We start from the raw sequence: 18,131 nt of genomic DNA on the forward strand, positions 1-18,131 counted from the left end.
AATCAACGCAATCAGGGAGACTCGACATGCCCCGACTCGATGGGAAAGTAGCGCTTATCACCGGCGGCGCAGCGGGAATCGGCCGCGCCACGGCAATGGCCTTCGCGCGCGAAGGTGCGCGGATCGCGGTCATCGATCGCGATGCTCAACAGGGACGCGAGACCGCGCAGCGCATCGAAGCTGCGGGCGCGCGTGCCCTTTTCATCGAAGCCGATGTCACCGACGCGGAGCAGGTCGCGGCGGCGGTGGGCGAGGTCGTGAGGGCGTTTGGCGGCCTGCACATCCTGCATAACAACGCGGGTGGCTCGTCCGCACGCGATGCCGCCGTGACCGAAGCGCCCGAGGACGAATTCTGGGCGCGTATCAGGATCGATCTCTACGGCACCTGGCTCTGCTGCCGTCATGGCATTCCCGAAATCGTCAGGAGCGGTGGCGGCTCGGTCATCAACATGAGCTCGATATTTGCGTTCCTCGGCACGCATGGCAAGGACGCGTACACCGCCGCCAAGGGCGCGGTGAGCGCCCTCACGCGTTCGATGGCGGTCGAGTTCGCTAAGGACCGCGTGCGCGTCAACGCGATCGCGCCCGGCGCCACGTTGACCGATCGCGTGGTCGCGATGATGAAAGTGGATGGCGTGACGAGTATCTCCGCGCGGAACCAGCTCTTCGGGATGATCGCGCCGGAAGACGTCGCATCGACAGCGCTGTTTCTCGCATCCGACGAATCGCGCTCGACCACGGGCCACATTCTTCCCGTCGATGGCGGGCTGATCATTTCCTGATTTCACTGCATGGATACGACGATGAACAATTGCACCGACATCCTCTACGACGTGCGCGACGGCGTCGCGCGCATCACCATCAACCGGCCGGAAAAGTACAACGCGTTTCGCGGCCGCACCTGTGACGAACTCATCCACGCGATCAACGCGGCGTCGTGGGACAAGGCGGTTGGCGTGGTCGTGCTGACCGGTGCTGGCGACAGGGCGTTCTGCACCGGCGGCGACCAGTCTGCTCACGACGGCGGCTATGACGGACGCGGCATGATCGGCCTGCCGGTCGAGGAACTGCAAGGTGCGATCCGCGATTGCCCGAAGCCGGTCGTCGCGCGTGTGAACGGCTTTGCGATCGGCGGCGGCAATGTGCTCGTCACGTGCTGTGATCTGGCGATCGCGTCCGACACGGCGCAACTCGGTCAGGTCGGTCCCAAGGTCGGCTCCGTCGATCCGGGATTCGGGACTGCGCTGCTTGCCCGTGTGGTCGGCGAGAAGCGCGCGAGGGAGATCTGGTTTCTCTGTCGTCGGTACACCGCGGCCGAAGCGCTGAATATGGGGCTCGTCAATGCGGTCGTGGCGCACGAGCAACTGGACGCCGAGGTCGCCAAATGGTGTCAGGAAATCCTCGCCATGAGCCCGACGGCGCTCGCCATCGCCAAGCGCTCGTTCAATGCGGACAGCGATTCGATCCGCGGCATCGCGGGGCAGGGTATGCAGGCGCTCGCGATGTACTACGACACCGACGAGTCGAAGGAGGGCGTGCGGGCGTTTCTCGAGAAGCGTAAGCCGAGGTTTCGCGATCTGTCGTTGAGGCGGCCGGACGAGAAATGATCGCTCTCCGTCGTTACGGCAACTATTCCGTTCACGCGCGAACCGAGGCAATTGAGGCTCCGACTTCGACTGCATTTCGCTTGCGCGACGTGAACCTTGTCTCGCCGGTGTTCGTGCGACCCTTCGTCAAGTCGGAGTGAATACTACTGCGCCGACGTCGTCGATCACGGTGAAGCTCCGGAAAAACCGGTACGTCTGTTCGCCGACAGATAGTCGATTCAAACCGGTGTGAGTCAGTCCGAGCAGGTCGTCGACAACCGCTTTCGATATAGCGCCGTGCCGTTTCAATTCGCGTTCCTCGTCCGCCGGATCACCGATGGAGATCGAACAGGTGTCGGTCGTGCGGCGGAATATGACCACGCACTTCCCACGTTCCAACGCAAGTTCCAGGTACGTCGCCAGCGTTCGCAGCGACTCGGACATGCGCCCTTGAGCGTCGGGTATCGGTTCTAGGTCGGTGCTCATCGTGCTGTCTCCGTCCAAAGGGTGTGGGTTCAGCATTGAAAGCATACTCCCCACGGAGCGTCTGGTGTGAAGGCGGCGGCCGTTCAACGGACGCCATGCGTAACGCGCGTCTCGCGCGATTCTCAAAAGCGAGACCCGCGCGAAATATTCGGTTTCACAACTCACAGTTGCAGCGTCAACACGACGGACAACGGAAGCGTTGAGGCATGAAGCGGCGTGAAGCCGCCCCAACGACTCGACAGGAGGTAATCATGAGAAAGCTGACTCAAAAACTGGCCGTTATCGCAGCATTGTCGGTTGTCTTCGCTGGCACCGCGTCGGCCGCGACGGCTTGGGATGCATCGCATCCGCGTCGCGCCGAGGTCAACCAGCGGTTGTCGAATCAGGATCATCGAATTCATCAGGAAGTGCGGGAAGGAGAGCTATCGCACAGCGAGGCGATGCGCTTCCATCGCGACGATCATCAGGTGCGAAAGGAGGAGCGTTTGATGGCGAGTCAGAACGGCGGTCACATTACCCGTCAGGATGATCGGGCGCTCAATCAGCAGGAAAACCACGTAAGCAGGCAAATCGGGCAGTGAAATCGATACTCGCGAGGCAGGACAGCCCCGGAATCGAGGAGGGCCCAAGTCGGGCTCTCCGCGTCGGACCACATCCTGTACACGTTTCCTATCGAGCCGCGTCAACGTCGAGCCTCGTGACCTCTCGCGTCTGCCTGGCGACATCCGCGTCATGAAACCAGAGCGGTTTGCGCCCGAAGCCGGTATAGAGCGAAAGCTGATCGTCGTAGTGCGGCGAGCGAGTTCCGTCGGGAGCGATGAAGCCGCTTTCCCCCGGCGCGACCACATCGAACGCCTCCACCTGGTCGTGCGCAGTCGTGCTCCCGAACACGATCAAGTCGTTTTCCGTGCCGCGGTTCTGGTATTCGTGCACGCGAATCGCCTCCGATGCATCCGCCTGCGGCACGCCAAAGAAATTGTTCGCGCGAAACGTCAATGCGACGGCAGGCGTGCGCCACGCCGCGATATCACCGCCTTGCTCGGCCGAGAGCTTCGTCCAGACATCCGCGAGCGCGGCTCGAATGACATCGTCGGGCTGTTCACCCGTGAAAAGGTCCACGCGCTGCGGCACGCCCGAGCGCTCGCCGAGCAGCGCCTCGTAAAGGATCTTGCTGCCGGTGCTCAGATTGAGCGAACCCGTCGGACCATCCTGCGTCGTCTCGTAGCCACTTGCCGTGTACCACTTGTCGAAGGGCGCCGGCACCGCCTTTGCAACCGTTCTGGTCAGCATCGAACTGAGCCATGCGCTCATGATCGCCGAGCCGGGCTGCGCATAATGGCCGTTGTCGCGCGGATCGTCGTTGATGCCCGTCCATTGCCGAAGCGTGTCGGCGATGCGGCGACGCGGGTCGTCCGCATTCAGGGAAGCAGTCGCCCGCTCGATGAACGGACGGAAAAGCCGCACGTTGAGGTCGGCACGGCTCGTGTCCTTGAGGATCTGCCACACGTCGTCGGTGTCGAGCGTCGCGTGCGCTTCGATGCGCGTGCTGATCTCGTCGACACGGTCGGCCGCGCCCCACAGAAAAGCGAACAGATCGGAGGCGGGATAGTTCTTCTCCGGCGCATTGTTCCAGTTCGCGATGTACCCCGCGCGTGGATTGTAGATCTGCGGGTTGGTCCTGAATGGCAGCAGCCCGCGCCAATCCCATTCGCCGGTGCCGGGCACCGGCAGACGAGGGTCGTGCCCGGCGCGGCGATGCGGATACGCGCCCGTATGCACGTAGCCGATGTTGCCCTTGCGATCCGCGTAGTACCAGTTGATCGTCAGCGCCTGACGCGCCGCTTGCGCCGTCCAGCTTTTCCAGTCGTGCGCCTGCGTCTGATGCGTCCATGCAAGCAGCGATTGCACTTCGAGACCGTCCCACGCGCGCGCCTTGGCGTAGGCCGTGTGCGTGGCGTCGTCGCGCTGCATGACGTTGCCGTGCACGGTGCGGTAGACGTCGAGGACCACCGGCGCGCCATCCTTCACGCGAATGATTTCGGTGCGCTTCTGCATCTGCACCCATCGGCCGTCATGCCAGTAGAAGTCGGGACGCGTCGGGTCGATGCGCTCGGCGTACATGTCGACGTCGTCACCGAAACCTGCCGTCGAACCCCATGAGATCGTGCCGTTGTGACCGAAGAGCATGCAGGGATAAGCGAACGGCGTATTGCCGACGATATCGAAGCCCGCGCCATGCAGACCGACGCCGTACGTGTACGCCGGCGCGAACCAGCCGAACTGGGGGCCGTTCAGCATGATCGCCTTCGCACCGCGCGCGCGATCCTTGCCGATGATCCACATATTGCTCGTCGTCGGAAAACCCGCGGGACCATTCGCGCCGCTCAGCGCGTACTGCGCCAGCACGGTTTCGCGATTGGCGGACGGGTCCAGCGCGAGCAGAAGACCGTCATCGCCATGAGCGGGGCGATCGGCCATCGGGGGCGCGGCGTCGTAGCGGGGCAGCGCATACGCGAGCGATCCATCGCGCGCGCGCGAACCGGCCTCGACCGAATACGAGCGCTCGCCCGCGGCGATCGTCGTGCGCGCGTTCGGATTCACGAACCACTTCAACTGATTGAAGAGATCCATCGCGCGGGCGTCGCCGTAGCGATCCTTGAGCGCGGTGAGCAGCGCGAGATTGTCGACTTCGCTCGTGCTGTCGGAAAAGCGGTTGGCCATGGTGCCGACGAACACCATCGCGACATCGAATGCGCTCCACGTCGAAGGCGTGAAGCCGAAGTCATTGAACTGCTTCGGCATGAGCGTGTCCGGCTGCTTGCGTATGCGCGCGATGTAGGCGTTCATGCCGTCGGCGTAGCCATCGAGGATGTCGCGCTCGCGCTGCGGCAAGTCCGCGATCTGCTTCTCGATGGATGCAGGCCAGTAGTTGCCGCGCGTGGATTGATCGAACTTCACGAACTTCTCGCCGAGCACTTCGGCTACGGTGCCTTGCGTGCTGCGTCTGGCCATCTCCATCTGAAACAGCCGATCCTGCGCGACCGCATAACCGTATCCATAGAACAGCCTGTACACGGAGTTCGCGTAGATGTGCGGCACGCCGTACTCATCCCGCCTGATGACGACCTCGCGGGCGCCCCCAGCGGCGCTGTCCGCGTTCGCCGCATGCGCGGCGGGCACGAAGCTGGTGGCGCACAGCACGCATGCGAACGCGATGCGTGAGGCGAGCGGGCGAGGTATGAGGGCGGCCATTGCGTCTCCGTGTCGTTTGTCTGGTGTGGACGCATGCTAAAACCTACCGTCCGGACGGTCAATACCCGGCAAACGCGATGTTTTCATCGGAGGCCCGTCTGGCGGGCATTTCGCGGCGTGGTTTAGAAAAACTAAAACATCACGCAGCAGGAAGCCTCTATCCGATTCAATTTTGGGTTCTTACGCTCGACCTCGTTCGATGAGACGACGCGGGCAGCAGGTTTCAGGGCCCGTTCCGGTCAACTTCATGCGACGCCGCCCGCGACGATGCGCGGCTCGCATGCCAGGGAGCTTCCATGAAGAAAGCGATTGCCTGCCTGACGTTATCGATGCTTGCGCTGTGCGCCCACGCGAAGGATGCGGCGGAACTGCGCTTCGGTGTCGATCCCTCTTACGCGCCGTTCGAATCGAAGGCGCCCTCGGGGCAGCTCGTCGGCTTCGAGATCGATCTGGGCAACGAGATCTGCCGCCGCCTGAACGTGCGCTGCGTGTGGGTGGAAACGGCATTCGACGGCATCATCCCGGCCCTGCAGGGACGCAAGTTCGAGGCGATCCTGTCGGCCATGTCGATCACGCCGAAGCGCGAAGCGCAGGTCGCATTCTCGACGCCGCTCTTCAACACGCCGAGCCGTCTGATCGGCCGCCAGGGCGCCGATATCAAGCCGACGGTCGCCTCGCTGAAGGGCAAGCGTGTGGGCGTGGCGCAGGGATCGACGCAGGAAGCCTATGCCAAGGCCTATTGGGCGCCGGCGGGCATCGAAGTGGTGTCTTACGGCAATCAGGAGCAGGTCTATACCGACCTGCGCTCGGGGCGCATCGACGCGACGCTGACCGACATGATCTCGGGCAGCGAAGGGTTCCTGAAAACGTCGCAGGGCAAGGGCTATGCGTTTCTCGGCGATCCCGTGACGGACGCGAAGACGCTGGGCAAGGGCGCGGGCATCGGCTTTCGCAAGGACGACGCGCCGTTGCGCGAGAAGGTGGATGGCGCCATCGATGGCATGAAGAAGGACGGCACCTACCAGAAGATTCGCGAACGCTACTTCGACTTCGACATTTCGTAAAGTCGAGCCGGAGCCCGGGCGGCCGAGTCAGATCAGCAGCTCGACCGAGCGCAGCACGTTGCGCGTCTCTTGCGACGGCGATTCCAGCCCGTCGCGAATCGTGCCGATCAGGCAGTCGATGAAACACTCCGACGCTTCGCTGAGCGGCTGACCGCTGCGCGATATGACGCCGACCATCGCGTCCTCCAGTTGCTCGCGCAGCGGCAAGGCGCACAGTCGTTCGCGCGGCGCGCACAACTCGACGAGCGGCCACGGAAAGACGCTCACCATGTCGGTCTGGCGCAGCAGCGACATGGCGATGGAAAACGAATGCGCGAGGTGGATCTTGCGGGGCATGGGCACGTCGTGGCGCGAGAACATGTTCTTGACCAGCGGACCGTCGTTCGACGGGTCCCACGTGAGCAGCCAGTCTAGCTCGCCCAGTTCCGCGAGCGAGTGACAGCCGGCGCGCGGATGGCCTTCGCGCGCCACCACCGCGCAGGTCGAGGAGAACAGCGGCCGGTACTGGAATTCGACGCCCGGCGCACCGGGCGTGGATCGACCGATGAAGAAATCGAGGCTGCCGTCGCGCAGGCGCGGATTGGCGATCGACAGCAGGCCCTCGAAGAATTCGAGCCTCACGCCGGGCATCTTCGCGCAAAATCGCGTGATGGTTTCGGGCAGAAAGGTGAGCGCGATCCACGGTGTCACGGCGACGGTGAGCTTGCCGCGCGCGGCCCCGCGCAACGCGCCCATGGCCTCGTGAGCGCGCGTCATCTGGCCCACCATCAGCCGCGCGTGCACCAGCAGCGTCTGGCCCGCGTCCGTCAGTTGCACACCCGACGAAGTGCGCAGCACGAGCGGCATCTGCACGTCTTCCTCGAGTTGCCGCAGGCTCTTCGTGATCGCCGCGGGCGATGCGTCGAGCGCGCGCGCCGCGCCGCGAATGCCGCCGGAATCGGCAACGGCCACGAGCGTCTGGAGTTGATGGAGCTTCATGCGCCGGGTGTTCACCACTGGTTGTCACGTTCACGATTCTAGCTCTCCCCCGCGTGTTTCTGTCGCGCTACGTTAGGGCCATCGCGGCGCTTTGCGCGCCGGATCGACACAACGACCACGAGACGACCACGATGAACGCCCCGGACGAGCTTCTTGCCATACGCGACGAAATGATCGTATTGCGCCGCCAGATTCATGCACATCCCGAACTCGGCTACGAGGAATTCCTGACGAGCGAGCTAGTCGCCGAACGTCTGCGGGAATGGGGCTACGACGTCCACCGCGGGCTGGCGGGAACAGGCGTGGTCGGCACGCTGAAGTGCGGCGACGGATCGGCGCGCATCGGCCTGCGGGCGGACATGGACGCGCTGCCGGTTCACGAGCGCACCGGCCTGCCGTATGCGAGCGTCACGCCCGGCAGGATGCACGCATGCGGGCACGACGGCCACACGGCGATGCTGCTCGCCGCCGCGAAGCACCTGGCGCGTACGCGCAACTTCAACGGCACGCTGCATCTCGTCTTCCAGCCCGCCGAAGAAGGGCTCGCCGGCGCGCGTCGCATGCTCGAAGAGGGCCTGCTCGAACGCTTTCCCTGTGACGCCATGTTCGCCATGCACAACATGCCGGGCTTTCCCGCCGGGCATCTCGGCTTTCGCGCGGGGCCGTTCATGGCATCTGCCGATCAGGTGGGCGTGCGCGTGATCGGCCGCGGCGGCCACGGCGCCATGCCGCACATGACGGTCGACCCGGTCGTCGTGTGCTCGGCCATCGTCCTCGCGCTGCAGACCGTGGTGTCGCGAAACGTCGCGCCGCTCGACATGTCCGTGATCACCGTGGGCGCCATCCACGCGGGCGAAGCGTCCAACGTCATTCCCGACGAGGCGCGCATGAACATCTCGGTGCGGGCGCTGCGTCCCGTCGTGCGCGACGAGCTGGAGCGACGCATCACGCATGTGATCGAGACGCAGGCCGCCGTGTACGGCGCGCAGGTCGAGGTGAACTACGAGGCGAGCTATCCGGTGCTCGTGAACGATGCGGAGATGACCGCGTTCGCGCAGGACGTCGCGCGCGACTGGCTCGGCGAGGATCGCCTGATTCCCGAACTCCAGCCGTTCACGGGCAGCGAGGACTTCGCGTGGATTCTGCGCCAGGTTCCGGGCTGCTATCTGATCATCGGAAACGGCGACGGAGAAGGCAGCTGCATGGTGCACAACCCCGGCTACGACTTCAACGACGACATTCTCACGACGGGCGCCGGCTACTGGGTGCGTCTGGTCGAGCGCTTTCTGGTCTGACGCCGCACGGCGCCGACACTCATTCATCCCCTTCGGAAAACGACATGAAACGTGCCTTGCTTCCCGTCCTTCTCGCGCTCGCCGTGGCGAGCGCCGGTCTGCCCGCGACAGCGTCGGCGCAGAATCCCGAGACGATTCGCTTCGGCGTCGACCCGAGCTATCCGCCGTTCGAGTCGAAGGCGGCCGATGGTTCGCTCGTCGGCTTCGATATCGAGCTCGGCAATGCGATCTGCGCGGAGCTCAAGCAGAAATGCGTCTGGGTCGAGCAGAGCTTCGACGGCATGATCCCGGCGCTCAAGGCGCGCAAGTTCGACGCGATCCTCTCGGCGATGTCGGCCACCGCATCGCGCAGGCAGCAGATCGACTTCACGAAGCGCCTCTACAACGGACCGTCCGCGCTGATCGCGCATTCCGGCACGGCGCTGCAGCCCACCGCGCAGGCGCTGCGGGGGCAACGCGTGGGCGTCGTGCAGGGCTCGACGCAGGAAAGCTACGCGCGCGCCGAATGGGCGACGAAAGGCGTGACGCTCGTCTCCTACCAGACGCAGGACCAGATCTATCAGGACCTCGTGACGGGACGGCTGGACGCCGCGTTCCAGTCGTCGGTGCAGGCCGACTACGGCTTTCTGAAAACGCCGCGCGGCAAGGGCTTCACGCTGGTCGGCGAGCCGGTGAGCGACAGCCGCGTGGCGGGCGATGTCGCCATCGGACTGCGCAAGGGCGACGATGCGCTTGGAGAGCGGCTCAACCAGGCGATCGATGCGATCCGCAAGAGCGGCAGCTATCAACGCGTGGCATCGAAGTACTTCAGCTTCGACATCTACGGAAACTGATTGCATGGCCAACCCACTTCGGAGAGAACCCGTAATGCATCAGAACCTGAAAGCGCGTGTTGCAGGCGCCGTGACGCCCGAACTCGTCGACGCCTTTCGCCGCGACGGCGCGGTGTGCGTGCGCAATGTTTTCACGGAAGAAGAAGTCGCGCTGCTGCGCGAAGGCATCGAGCGCAATCTGGCCGCGCCGAGCGAGCGGGCCAAGGTCGCCAGCCGGCCGGACGATCCGGGCTGGTTTTTCGAGGACTTCTGCAACTGGCAGTCGAACGACGCATACGGGCGCTTTATCGCCGAGTCCGCCGCGCCCGCCGTGGCCGGCGCGCTGATGGGTTGCGAAACGGTGCGGCTCCATCACGACCATGTGCTGGTGAAAGAGCCGAACACGCGCCAGCGCACGCCGTGGCATCAGGATCAGCCGTACTACAACATCGCCGGCAGCGACAACGTGAGCATGTGGATTCCCGTCGATCCTGTCGCTCGCGAATCGACGCTCGAATTCGTGGCCGGCTCGCATCGCGGGCCCTGGCTGATGCCGCGGACCTTCATGGAGAACGAGGCCAAATGGTTCCCCGAGGGCAGCCTCGCGGATCTGCCCGATATCGAAGCGGATCGCGATGCCTTCCCGATCGTCGGCTGGGCGCTCGAACCGGGCGACATGGTGTGCTTCAACATGCTCACGCTGCATGCGTCGGGCGGCGTCGGCGGCAAGACGCGACGTCGCGCCTTCTCGATTCGCTTTATCGGCGACGACATCCGCCATGCGCCGCGCCCCTGGCGCACGTCGCCCGAGTTTCCCGGCCTCGCCTCGGTTCTGCCCGACGGCGCGCCCATGGATCATTCGCTGTTTCCGGTGCTGTGGACCGCGCGAGGCTGAAGACGCGCGCGCCTACATGTCCACCGGCTCGCCGGTGCCGCCGATCACCCGCAGCAGCTGGTCGTTGAGCCGCTGCTGCTCCTTCGCCTGCGTCAGGAGCCAACGATGAAAACTGCGGCAGTGCGCCTTGTCGAACGTGTTCGGCCGCCACGTCAGAAAATACGGCCAGGGCAGCGCCAGACCCTGCGCGAACGGCATGACGAGCCGGCCGGCGGCGAGGTCGTCGCAGACCATCGAGGACTGCGCGAGCACGAACCCGTGCCCGTCGATGGCCGCCTGGATCGCCACGCTCGAAAGCGAGTGCACCTGGCGCGAGTCGTTCACCCGCGCGATGTCCGCTTCTTCGACGCCGATCGCCCGGAACCAGTCGCGCCACGAAGGCGGCGACGCGAACTTGGGCAGCCAGTCCACCGCGATCAGCGGATACGCGAGGATGTCGGCGGGTGTCGCGAGCGGCGCGTCTGCGCGCACGAGGTGCGGGCTGCACACCGGCACCACGCAGTCGCGAAAGAGTTCGACCGCGTTGTTGACGTCGGCCACGCGATCGCCGTAGCTGACGCGAAAGTCGATCTCGTAGCCCTCCGGCGACGGCTCCGTGTGCGTGCCGTCGAGATACACGCTCAGCTCCGGATGTTGCTGCTGCCACGCGATCACGCGCGCGGCGAGCCATTTCGAAAGAAGCGAAGGCAGCGCGCTCAGGCTCAGGTTGCGCGCGTTCTTCGTGCGCTCGATTTCGGCGTGCGCGACGCGCAGGCTTTCGAACGCGACCGCGCAGCTCTCGTGGTAGCGGGCACCGGCGGCGGTCAGGCGCAGCCGCTTGCCGTCCTTCTGCATCAGATGCACGCCGAGCGTGTCTTCGAGCAGCTTCATCTGCTGGCTGACGGCGCCCGCCGAAATGCCGAGTCGCCGCGCCGCCTCGGTGACGCCGCCGCAGCGTCCGACGGCCTCGAAGACCTGCAACGCGCGCAACGGGGGAAGTGTCTGCATCCCGAGCTCCCGGATGAAATTTTCAGTTTAGAAACTCTAAACGAAGCGGCAGGTATTAACACCTGTTCTTCCGCGTTCTGGCTGCTTATTCTGCTCACGTGCTCGAAACGAGGCAAAAGCCGGCATCAATCGGGCGATATCGATCAGGAGGCAGTGCAATGTTCTTGAAGAACGCGTGGTACGTCGCGGCCTGGGACGACGAGGTCACCCAGGACCTGTTGCCGTTGACGATTCTCGACGAGCGGATCGTCCTCTACCGCAAGCAGGACGGAACGCCCGTCGCGCTGGAAGACGCATGTCCGCATCGCAAGCTGCCGCTCTCGATGGGACGCCGCTCGGGCGACGAGATCGAATGCGGCTACCACGGACTGACGTTCGACTGCTCGGGCGCCTGCACGCGCGCGCCGGGCGCGGCGCGCATACCGACCGGCGCGCGCGTGCGCAGCTATCCGCTCGCGGAGCGCTACGGCCTCGTCTGGATCTGGATGGGCGACGCGCTCGCCGCTGACCCGTCCGCCATCGTCGACGTGGAGGAGTGGGACGATCCGGCCTGGGGCTCGAATCGCGGCGACGCGATGACGGTCGATTGCCACTATCTGTACGTGACGGACAACCTGCTCGACCCCTCGCATGTCGCGTGGGTGCATCCGACCTCGTTCGGCAATGCGGCGTGCGAAGCGGAGCCGCTCAGGACGGAGGTCGCGGAGCAGGGCGTGACGGTCTCGCGCTGGATGCGCGACGCGGAGGTCGCGCCGTTCTATGCGAAGTTCGTGCGCTTCGAAGGACGGTGCGACCGCAAGCAGCATTACGAAGTGCGCTTTCCGTCGCACGCGATCATCAAGGCGATCTTCACGCCGGCGGGCACGGGCGGGGACGATGCGCCGCTGCATCCGGATGTCTTCCTGATGAACTCCTATAACTTCATGACACCGGTCGACGAGAACCTCACGCGCTATTTCTGGTTTCAGACGCGCAATTTCGCTCCGGGCGACGAGGATGTCTCGCGTCAGTTCGACGAGGACGTGCGTCACGCGTTCGAGGAAGATCGCGCGGTGCTGAGCGCCGTCCATGCGGGCATGGCGCGCCGGCGCACGCCGAATATCGATCTCGCCATCGACGCCGGTCCGCTGCGTTTTCGCCGTGCGCTCGCGAAGATGATCGAGCGCGAGCAGACATCCGAAGCCGCGCTTGCGCCGGTGTATAAGGTGGGCCGCACGACCGACGGAGCGACGGCATGACGAGCGCGGCGGCGGACGCACACACGGGCTTCCGGCGTCTCTGCGTCACGCGGCGGGTGCGCGAAAGCGAGTCGATCGTGTCGTTCGAACTCGCGCCGACGGACGGCATGGCGCTCGCCCCGTTTCGCGCCGGCCAGTTCGTGGCCGTGCGCCTCGCGCTGCCGGACGGCGAATCGCTCATTCGCACCTACAGTCTGTCTGGCGATCCTGCCGAGCGCTCGCGCTGGCGCATCTCGGTCAAGCAGGAAACGAATCCGCGCGGGCGCGGCTCCTGCCATCTGCACGAGCGCGCAGCGGTCGGCGACGTACTCGAGATCGCCGGGCCGGCGGGCGCGTTCGTCTGCGCGGAGGACAGCGATCGCCCGGTCGTGCTGCTTAGCGGCGGAGTCGGCGTGACGCCCATGCTCAGCATGCTGCATCGGCTGAGTTCGGCGAGCACGCGGCGCGTGCACTTCATCCACGCATGCGAGAACGGCGCCGTCCATGCGTTTCGCGAAGAGGTTCAGCGTCTCGCCGCGATGCGCGCGGGTATCGGCGTGCATGTGTGCTACCGGCTGCCGCGCGATGACGAAGACCGCGATGCGTTCGACAGTCGCGGCCTGTTGACGAAGGAGACCTTGCAGGCGCTGCTGCCGCTCGACGACTACGAGGTTTATCTGTGCGGGCCGCCGCCGTTCATGCAGGCGAACTGGAATCTGCTGCGCAACCTGGGCGTCGCGCGGGAACGCATTCACTACGAGTTCTTCGGGCCTGCCACCGTGATCGATGGCGACGTTTCGCCGCCTGCCACGGCATCGGAAAGCAGCCAGCCGGTGGACGGCGAAGCGATCACCGTGCGCTTCCATCCTCACGGCGAACCGGTCGCGTGGAACCCCGCCTGCGCGTCGTTGCTGGAGTTCGCGGAGCAGTGCGGCCATGCAGCGCCGTTCAGCTGCCGCGCGGGCATCTGCAATAGCTGCATCACACGTCTGGTTGCCGGACGAGTGGACTATGCCGAGCCGCCGCTCGATCCTCCCGCGGACGGCGAACTGCTGCTGTGTTGCGCCAGGCCCGTGACATCCGTGACCCTCGCGCTTCAGTCCGCATGAGCGTCGCGACGAAGCGTGAATTCATCGAGAGCATCCAAGTCGAGGAACACATGACGATCGAATTTCCCGTGGAACCCGGTTTTGCACGGCAACGCGAGCGGTTCCTGCATGCGGCGAAGGCCGCCGGCGCGACACTCGCCTGTTACGAGCATCCGTTGCGGGGGCCATCCGGCGAAACGCTTGCGACGGATGTCGCGTGGCTCGGCGCCCCCGATGCGCGCCGCGTGCTGGTCGCCATTTCCGGCACGCACGGCGTCGAGGGCTACTACGGCTCGGCGTGCCAGGCGGCCTGGCTGCACGAGTTGCAATCGCGCAAGCTGCCGGAAGGCGTGGCGGTCATGCTGGTGCATCTGATCAATCCCTGGGGCACGGCCTGGGTGCGCCGCGTCAACGAGGACAACGTCGATCTGAATCGCAACTACGTGGATTTCGACGTCCCGCTGCCGGTCAACCCGCGCTACGAGACGATCCACGAGATCTACACGTGCCGCGATATCGACGGCCCGGCCCGCCAGCATGCCGACGCACAACTGGCGAGCCATGTGCGCTCGATGGGCTGGGCGGAGTATCAGGCGATCGTGGGCGCAGGCCAGTACGCGCACGCCGATGGCCTTTTCTACGGCGGCGAGAAGACCACGTGGTCGAACCGGACCTTGCGCGCGATTGTCGAGCGCTTCCTCAGGCCCGCTCAGGTCGCGATCGCATTCGACCTGCATACGGGCGCGGGCGCGTTCGGGCATCCGATGCTGATGGCCATCGCGCAGTCGCGCTATCCCGCGCTGACCGATGCGCAGCGCCTCTACGGACCGTGGCTCTACACGCTTCTGACGCAAGCCGATGCCGCGACGAGCGAGACCGGCGTCGTTGCCCGGGCGACCGGCTATACCTCGCAGGCCATGCTCGATGCGTTGCCCGATACGCATCTGATGCAACTCGTCATCGAATGCGGCACGTATGCGGAAGAGCGCATGCACGAGGCATTACGCAACGATCACTGGCTGCATCTTTACGGCGACCCGCTCGATGCGCGCGGCAGGCAGATCAGCCGCGCGCTGTTCGAGTCTTTTCTGCCCGCCGACGAGGACTGGCGCGATATCGCGTGGCGACGCACGCGGCAGATCTGGGAACGCGCATTGAAGGCGCTGCCCGAACTGGAACCCGCGCCGAAGCAGGGCTGATCCCGGACGCTAAAAAACTACCCACAAGGAGACACGCCATCATGTTCGAAGGCTACGGTCCGCAACTGATCGCGGGAACCTGCAAGACGCTGGAGCTCGCGTTGTTGTCGCTCGCGGTGTCGTTCGTGCTGGGCTTGATCGGCGCGGCGGCGAAGCTCTCGGGAAGGCGTGCGCTGGTATGCGCCGGCACGGTCTACACGACGCTGATCCGCGCCGTGCCCGACCTCGTTCTCATGCTCTTGCTCTTCTACAGCATTCAGATGCTGCTGAACCAGGTGACCGATGCCATGGCGCTGGAGCAGATCGATATCGATCCGTTCGTCGCGGGCGTGCTGACGCTCGGCTTCATCTACGGCGCGTACTTCACGGAGACGTTTCGCGGCGCTTTTCTCGCAGTGGCGCGTGGCCAGATCGAAGCGGGGCACGCCTACGGCATGTCGCGCTGGCAGGTCTTCCGCCGGCTGATGTTCCCGCAGATGATGCGATACGCGCTGCCGGGCATCGGCAACAACTGGCAGGTCGTGGTGAAGGCGACCGCGCTGGTGTCGATCATCGGTCTCGCCGATATCGTGAAGGTCACGCAGGATGCCGGCAAGAGCACACTGCAGTTCTTTTTCTTCACGCTCGCTGCCGGCGCGATCTATCTCGCGATCACGACCGTTTCGAATCTGGCGCTCGCGCGGCTCGAAAAGCGCTATTCGGTGGGCGTACGGAGGGCCGCGTTGTGATCGACATCGTTCGCGAATACTGGCAGAACTATCTGTTCACCGACGGCTATCGCTTCACCGGCCTTGCAATCACGCTCTGGCTTCTGGTCGCCTCCATCGGGCTGGGCTTTTGCCTCGCGGTGCCGCTCGCCGTTGCGCGGGCGTCGGACAACCGCTTCATCTCCACGCCGGTGCGGATCTATACCTACGTGTTTCGCGGCACGCCGCTCTACGTTCAGCTTCTGCTTTGCTATACGGGGTTGTATAGCCTGCAGGTCGTGCATGCGCACGCGCTGCTCGACGAATTCTTTCGCAACGCGATGAACTGCACGCTGCTCGCGTTCACGCTCAACGAGTGCGCCTATACGACCGAGATCTTCGCGGGCGCGATCAGGGCGACCGCGCATGGCGAAGTGGAAGCGGGCGCGGCATACGGCATGTCGCGCTTCACGCTGTATCGAAAGATCATTCTTCCCTCGGCGCTGCGCCGGGCGCTGCCCAATTACAGCAACGAAGTGATCCTGATGCTGCACGCGACCACGCTCGCCTTCACCGCGACCGTTCCCGACATCCTCAAGGTCACGCGCGACGTGAATTCGGCGACGTATCAGTCGTTCCAGGCGTTCGGCATCGCGGCGCTGCTTTATGCGGGCATCGCGTTCGCGCTGGTGTTCGCCTTTCGCAAGCTCGAAGCGCATCTGCTCGCGTTTCTCAAGCCGCAGGCGCGATGATGCAGGCTCAATCCCAATCCAGTCAGGCAGGAGACAGCAAAGACATGATCAAGCTGGCCGTCGATGATCTGCACAAGAAGTTCGGCGAGAACGAGGTGCTCAAAGGGCTTTCGCTCAACGCGAAGGCGGGCGATGTCATCAGCATCATCGGTTCGAGCGGATCGGGAAAGAGCACCTTCCTGCGCTGCCTCAATTTTCTCGAGCAGCCGTGTTCGGGCAGCATCACGCTCAACGGCGAAGCGATTCGCACCCGGCGCGACCGGCAAGGCACGTTGCGCGCGTCCGACCCGAAGCAGTTGCGTCGCATGCGCGCGCAGCTTTCGATGGTGTTTCAGCATTTCAACCTGTGGGCGCACAAGACCGTGCTGGAGAACGTCATCGAAGCGCCGATGAGCGTGCTCGGTCTGAGCCGCGCCGACGCGCTGGAACGTGCAAGGCGCTATCTGGCGAAGGTCGGCATGACGGGCGCGACCGAGAACCGCTATCCCGCGCATTTGTCGGGCGGCCAGCAGCAGCGTGTGGCGATCGCGCGCGCACTCGCGATGGAGCCCGAAGTCATGCTCTTCGATGAGCCCACCTCCGCGCTCGATCCCGAGCTCGTGGGCGAGGTGCTGCGCGTGATGCAATCGCTCGCGGAGGAAGGGCGCACGATGATCGTCGTCACGCACGAGATGGGCTTTGCGCGGCACGTATCGAACCACGCCGTGTTTCTGCATCAGGGACGAATCGAGGAGCAAGGGCATCCGCACGACGTGCTGGTGAATCCGCGGAGCGAGCGGTTGCGCCAGTTTCTGGCCGGCAGCCTCAAGTGACACGAGTCCGCGCCGCGATGCCCGGAACGAAGGCTCGTTTTTAGGCCGCGTGGCCCGACGCCCGCCGGACGCAGTCGATGAAGTATTCCAGCGCCGCGCTCAGCACGAGGTCGCGGCGATACATGAGCCCGAGGGTCAGATTCGAAGGCAGGGCGTCGGTGTCGAGCGGCTGCATGCGGCCTAGCCTGCGCTCTTCGTCGAGCAGGAAGTCCGGCCACACGCTGACGGTTCCCGGCTGTTGCGCGAGCTGCCCATAGAGCCGCTGCGAGGTGCAGACGTTCACATGAGCGGGCAGCGGCAGGATGCGGTCGCCGCATAGCTCGCGCCAGAACGCGGGCCAGCTGTCGCGCGTGTGATTGTAGAGCCAGCGTGCGCCGCTCAGGCGCTCGAGCCGCGTTTCCCGCGCGAGCGCGTCGCCGCTCGGGACCGCCAGCATCTGTTGCGATTCGCCGATCTGCACGACGCGATATTCGGCGGTGATGTCGCTGTCCGCGACGAACGCCACGCAAAGGTCGAAGGAGCCGTCGCGCAAGCCGTCGATGATCTGCGCCGGCAGGCATTCATAGACGTTGAGCCGCACGTCCGGCAACCGCTCGCGAAACGCGCGCAACGCATCGGGCATGGCAATGGACGACGCCAGCAGCGAGACGCCGATCGATAGCGTCTTTTGCGCGCCGGACTTCATCTCTTCGAGCTCACGCTCCGCGCTCGCAATCTCCGTGACCACCGCGCGCGCGCGCCGCAGCAGCGCTTCGCCGTAGCGCGTCAGCCGCACGCCCGCGCCGCTGCGTTCCAGCAGTTGCACGCCGAGGCGCGTTTCCAGTTCCTTGATGCTCTTCGTCACCGCCGGCTGCGAGACGCTCAATGCATCGGCCGCGGCCATCAGCGTGCCGTGCTCGGCGATCGCGACCAGTGTCTGGAGTTGCGCGGTCTTGAGGCTTTTCCGTTCCATAAGCAAAGGCTATGAGCATGAGAAATTGGAAATCGACCGTGGCCGACGCGCCCTTAGTATGCGAACTCCG

General features: G+C 64.8%; 18 protein-coding genes. 13 read left to right on the top strand and 5 right to left on the bottom strand.

Features of this window, described 5'->3' with window-relative positions; all coding sequences use genetic code 11:
• Nucleotides 1-26: 26 nt before the first annotated feature.
• On the top strand, nt 27-782 hold the full coding sequence (locus AWB79_RS10170) for an SDR family NAD(P)-dependent oxidoreductase (protein WP_061167268.1): 756 nt from the start codon (nt 27-29) through the stop codon (nt 780-782).
• Nucleotides 783-803: 21 nt separating this feature from the next.
• Nucleotides 804-1,607 (top strand): 2-ketocyclohexanecarboxyl-CoA hydrolase, encoded by an 804-nt coding sequence (gene badI, locus AWB79_RS10175; RefSeq protein ID WP_061167371.1) that lies wholly within the window; start codon nt 804-806, stop codon nt 1,605-1,607.
• 126 nt (nt 1,608-1,733) lie between these two features.
• Here badI and AWB79_RS10180 read toward each other — a convergent pair whose 3' ends face one another.
• Entirely contained in the window at nt 1,734-2,072 is a 339-nt protein-coding gene (locus AWB79_RS10180) for a hypothetical protein (protein WP_063963471.1), read from the bottom strand.
• A 251-nt stretch (nt 2,073-2,323) separates the two neighbouring features.
• Between AWB79_RS10180 and AWB79_RS10185 the strand changes: the two genes are divergently transcribed.
• Entirely contained in the window at nt 2,324-2,653 is a 330-nt protein-coding gene (locus AWB79_RS10185) for a hypothetical protein (RefSeq protein WP_061167372.1), read from the top strand.
• A gap of 88 nt (nt 2,654-2,741) precedes the next feature.
• On the opposite strand, the gene AWB79_RS10190 is transcribed toward AWB79_RS10185, so the two are convergent.
• Nucleotides 2,742-5,324 carry a penicillin acylase family protein gene (locus AWB79_RS10190; RefSeq protein ID WP_082862314.1) on the bottom strand — a complete coding sequence of 861 codons (2,583 nt, stop codon included), beginning with the start codon at nt 5,322-5,324 and terminating at the stop codon, nt 2,742-2,744.
• Nucleotides 5,325-5,620: 296 nt separating this feature from the next.
• On the opposite strand from AWB79_RS10190, the gene AWB79_RS10195 reads away from it, so the two are divergent.
• Complete coding sequence (locus tag AWB79_RS10195) at nt 5,621-6,388, top strand: ABC transporter substrate-binding protein (protein ID WP_061167270.1); 768 nt, start codon at nt 5,621-5,623, stop codon at nt 6,386-6,388.
• 27 nt (nt 6,389-6,415) lie between these two features.
• On the opposite strand, the gene AWB79_RS10200 is transcribed toward AWB79_RS10195, so the two are convergent.
• Nucleotides 6,416-7,366, bottom strand: coding sequence for a LysR substrate-binding domain-containing protein (locus AWB79_RS10200; protein WP_061167271.1), 951 nt, complete (start codon nt 7,364-7,366; stop codon nt 6,416-6,418).
• Between the two features lie 131 nt (nt 7,367-7,497).
• On the opposite strand from AWB79_RS10200, the gene AWB79_RS10205 reads away from it, so the two are divergent.
• Genes AWB79_RS10205 through AWB79_RS10215 form a run of 3 tightly spaced genes read left to right on the top strand, consistent with a single transcriptional unit; the run spans nt 7,498 to nt 10,368 of the window.
• Complete coding sequence (locus AWB79_RS10205; RefSeq protein ID WP_061167374.1) at nt 7,498-8,661, top strand: M20 aminoacylase family protein; 1,164 nt, start codon at nt 7,498-7,500, stop codon at nt 8,659-8,661.
• Between the two features lie 44 nt (nt 8,662-8,705).
• Nucleotides 8,706-9,494 carry an ABC transporter substrate-binding protein gene (locus AWB79_RS10210; RefSeq protein ID WP_061167272.1) on the top strand — a complete coding sequence of 263 codons (789 nt, stop codon included), beginning with the start codon at nt 8,706-8,708 and terminating at the stop codon, nt 9,492-9,494.
• A 34-nt stretch (nt 9,495-9,528) separates the two neighbouring features.
• A complete protein-coding gene (locus AWB79_RS10215; RefSeq protein ID WP_061167273.1) occupies nt 9,529-10,368 on the top strand; it encodes a phytanoyl-CoA dioxygenase family protein in 840 nt (279 codons plus the stop codon).
• 12 nt (nt 10,369-10,380) lie between these two features.
• On the opposite strand, the gene AWB79_RS10220 is transcribed toward AWB79_RS10215, so the two are convergent.
• A complete protein-coding gene (locus tag AWB79_RS10220) occupies nt 10,381-11,355 on the bottom strand; it encodes a LysR substrate-binding domain-containing protein (RefSeq protein ID WP_061167274.1) in 975 nt (324 codons plus the stop codon).
• Between the two features lie 158 nt (nt 11,356-11,513).
• Here AWB79_RS10220 and AWB79_RS10225 point away from each other — a divergent pair, with 158 nt between their 5' ends.
• The 6 genes from AWB79_RS10225 to AWB79_RS10250 are packed head-to-tail and all read left to right on the top strand — an operon-like array spanning nt 11,514 to nt 17,109.
• Entirely contained in the window at nt 11,514-12,593 is a 1,080-nt protein-coding gene (locus tag AWB79_RS10225; RefSeq protein ID WP_061167275.1) for an aromatic ring-hydroxylating dioxygenase subunit alpha, read from the top strand.
• Nucleotides 12,590-13,681: a 2Fe-2S iron-sulfur cluster-binding protein gene (locus AWB79_RS10230; RefSeq protein ID WP_061167276.1), complete on the top strand. Its 1,092-nt coding sequence runs from the start codon at nt 12,590-12,592 to the stop codon at nt 13,679-13,681. Before AWB79_RS10225 ends, AWB79_RS10230 begins: the two co-directional genes overlap by 4 nt.
• A gap of 50 nt (nt 13,682-13,731) precedes the next feature.
• A complete protein-coding gene (locus AWB79_RS10235; protein ID WP_061167375.1) occupies nt 13,732-14,859 on the top strand; it encodes a DUF2817 domain-containing protein in 1,128 nt (375 codons plus the stop codon).
• A gap of 38 nt (nt 14,860-14,897) precedes the next feature.
• Nucleotides 14,898-15,587, top strand: coding sequence for an ABC transporter permease (locus AWB79_RS10240; RefSeq protein ID WP_096031524.1), 690 nt, complete (start codon nt 14,898-14,900; stop codon nt 15,585-15,587).
• Nucleotides 15,584-16,297, top strand: coding sequence for an ABC transporter permease (locus tag AWB79_RS10245; protein WP_061167278.1), 714 nt, complete (start codon nt 15,584-15,586; stop codon nt 16,295-16,297). Before AWB79_RS10240 ends, AWB79_RS10245 begins: the two co-directional genes overlap by 4 nt.
• Before the next feature lie 44 nt (nt 16,298-16,341).
• The gene (locus AWB79_RS10250; protein ID WP_061167279.1) at nt 16,342-17,109 is read left to right on the top strand and encodes an ABC transporter ATP-binding protein; all 768 of its coding nucleotides are present in this window, start codon (nt 16,342-16,344) and stop codon (nt 17,107-17,109) included.
• A gap of 40 nt (nt 17,110-17,149) precedes the next feature.
• Here the strand turns inward: AWB79_RS10250 and AWB79_RS10255 are convergent, their stop codons facing one another.
• A complete protein-coding gene (locus AWB79_RS10255; protein WP_061167280.1) occupies nt 17,150-18,061 on the bottom strand; it encodes a LysR family transcriptional regulator in 912 nt (303 codons plus the stop codon).
• Nucleotides 18,062-18,131: the final 70 nt, after the last annotated feature.

Origin of the sequence: Caballeronia hypogeia, from assembly GCF_001544875.2 — a bacterium.
Lineage (GTDB): Bacteria > Pseudomonadota > Gammaproteobacteria > Burkholderiales > Burkholderiaceae > Caballeronia > Caballeronia hypogeia.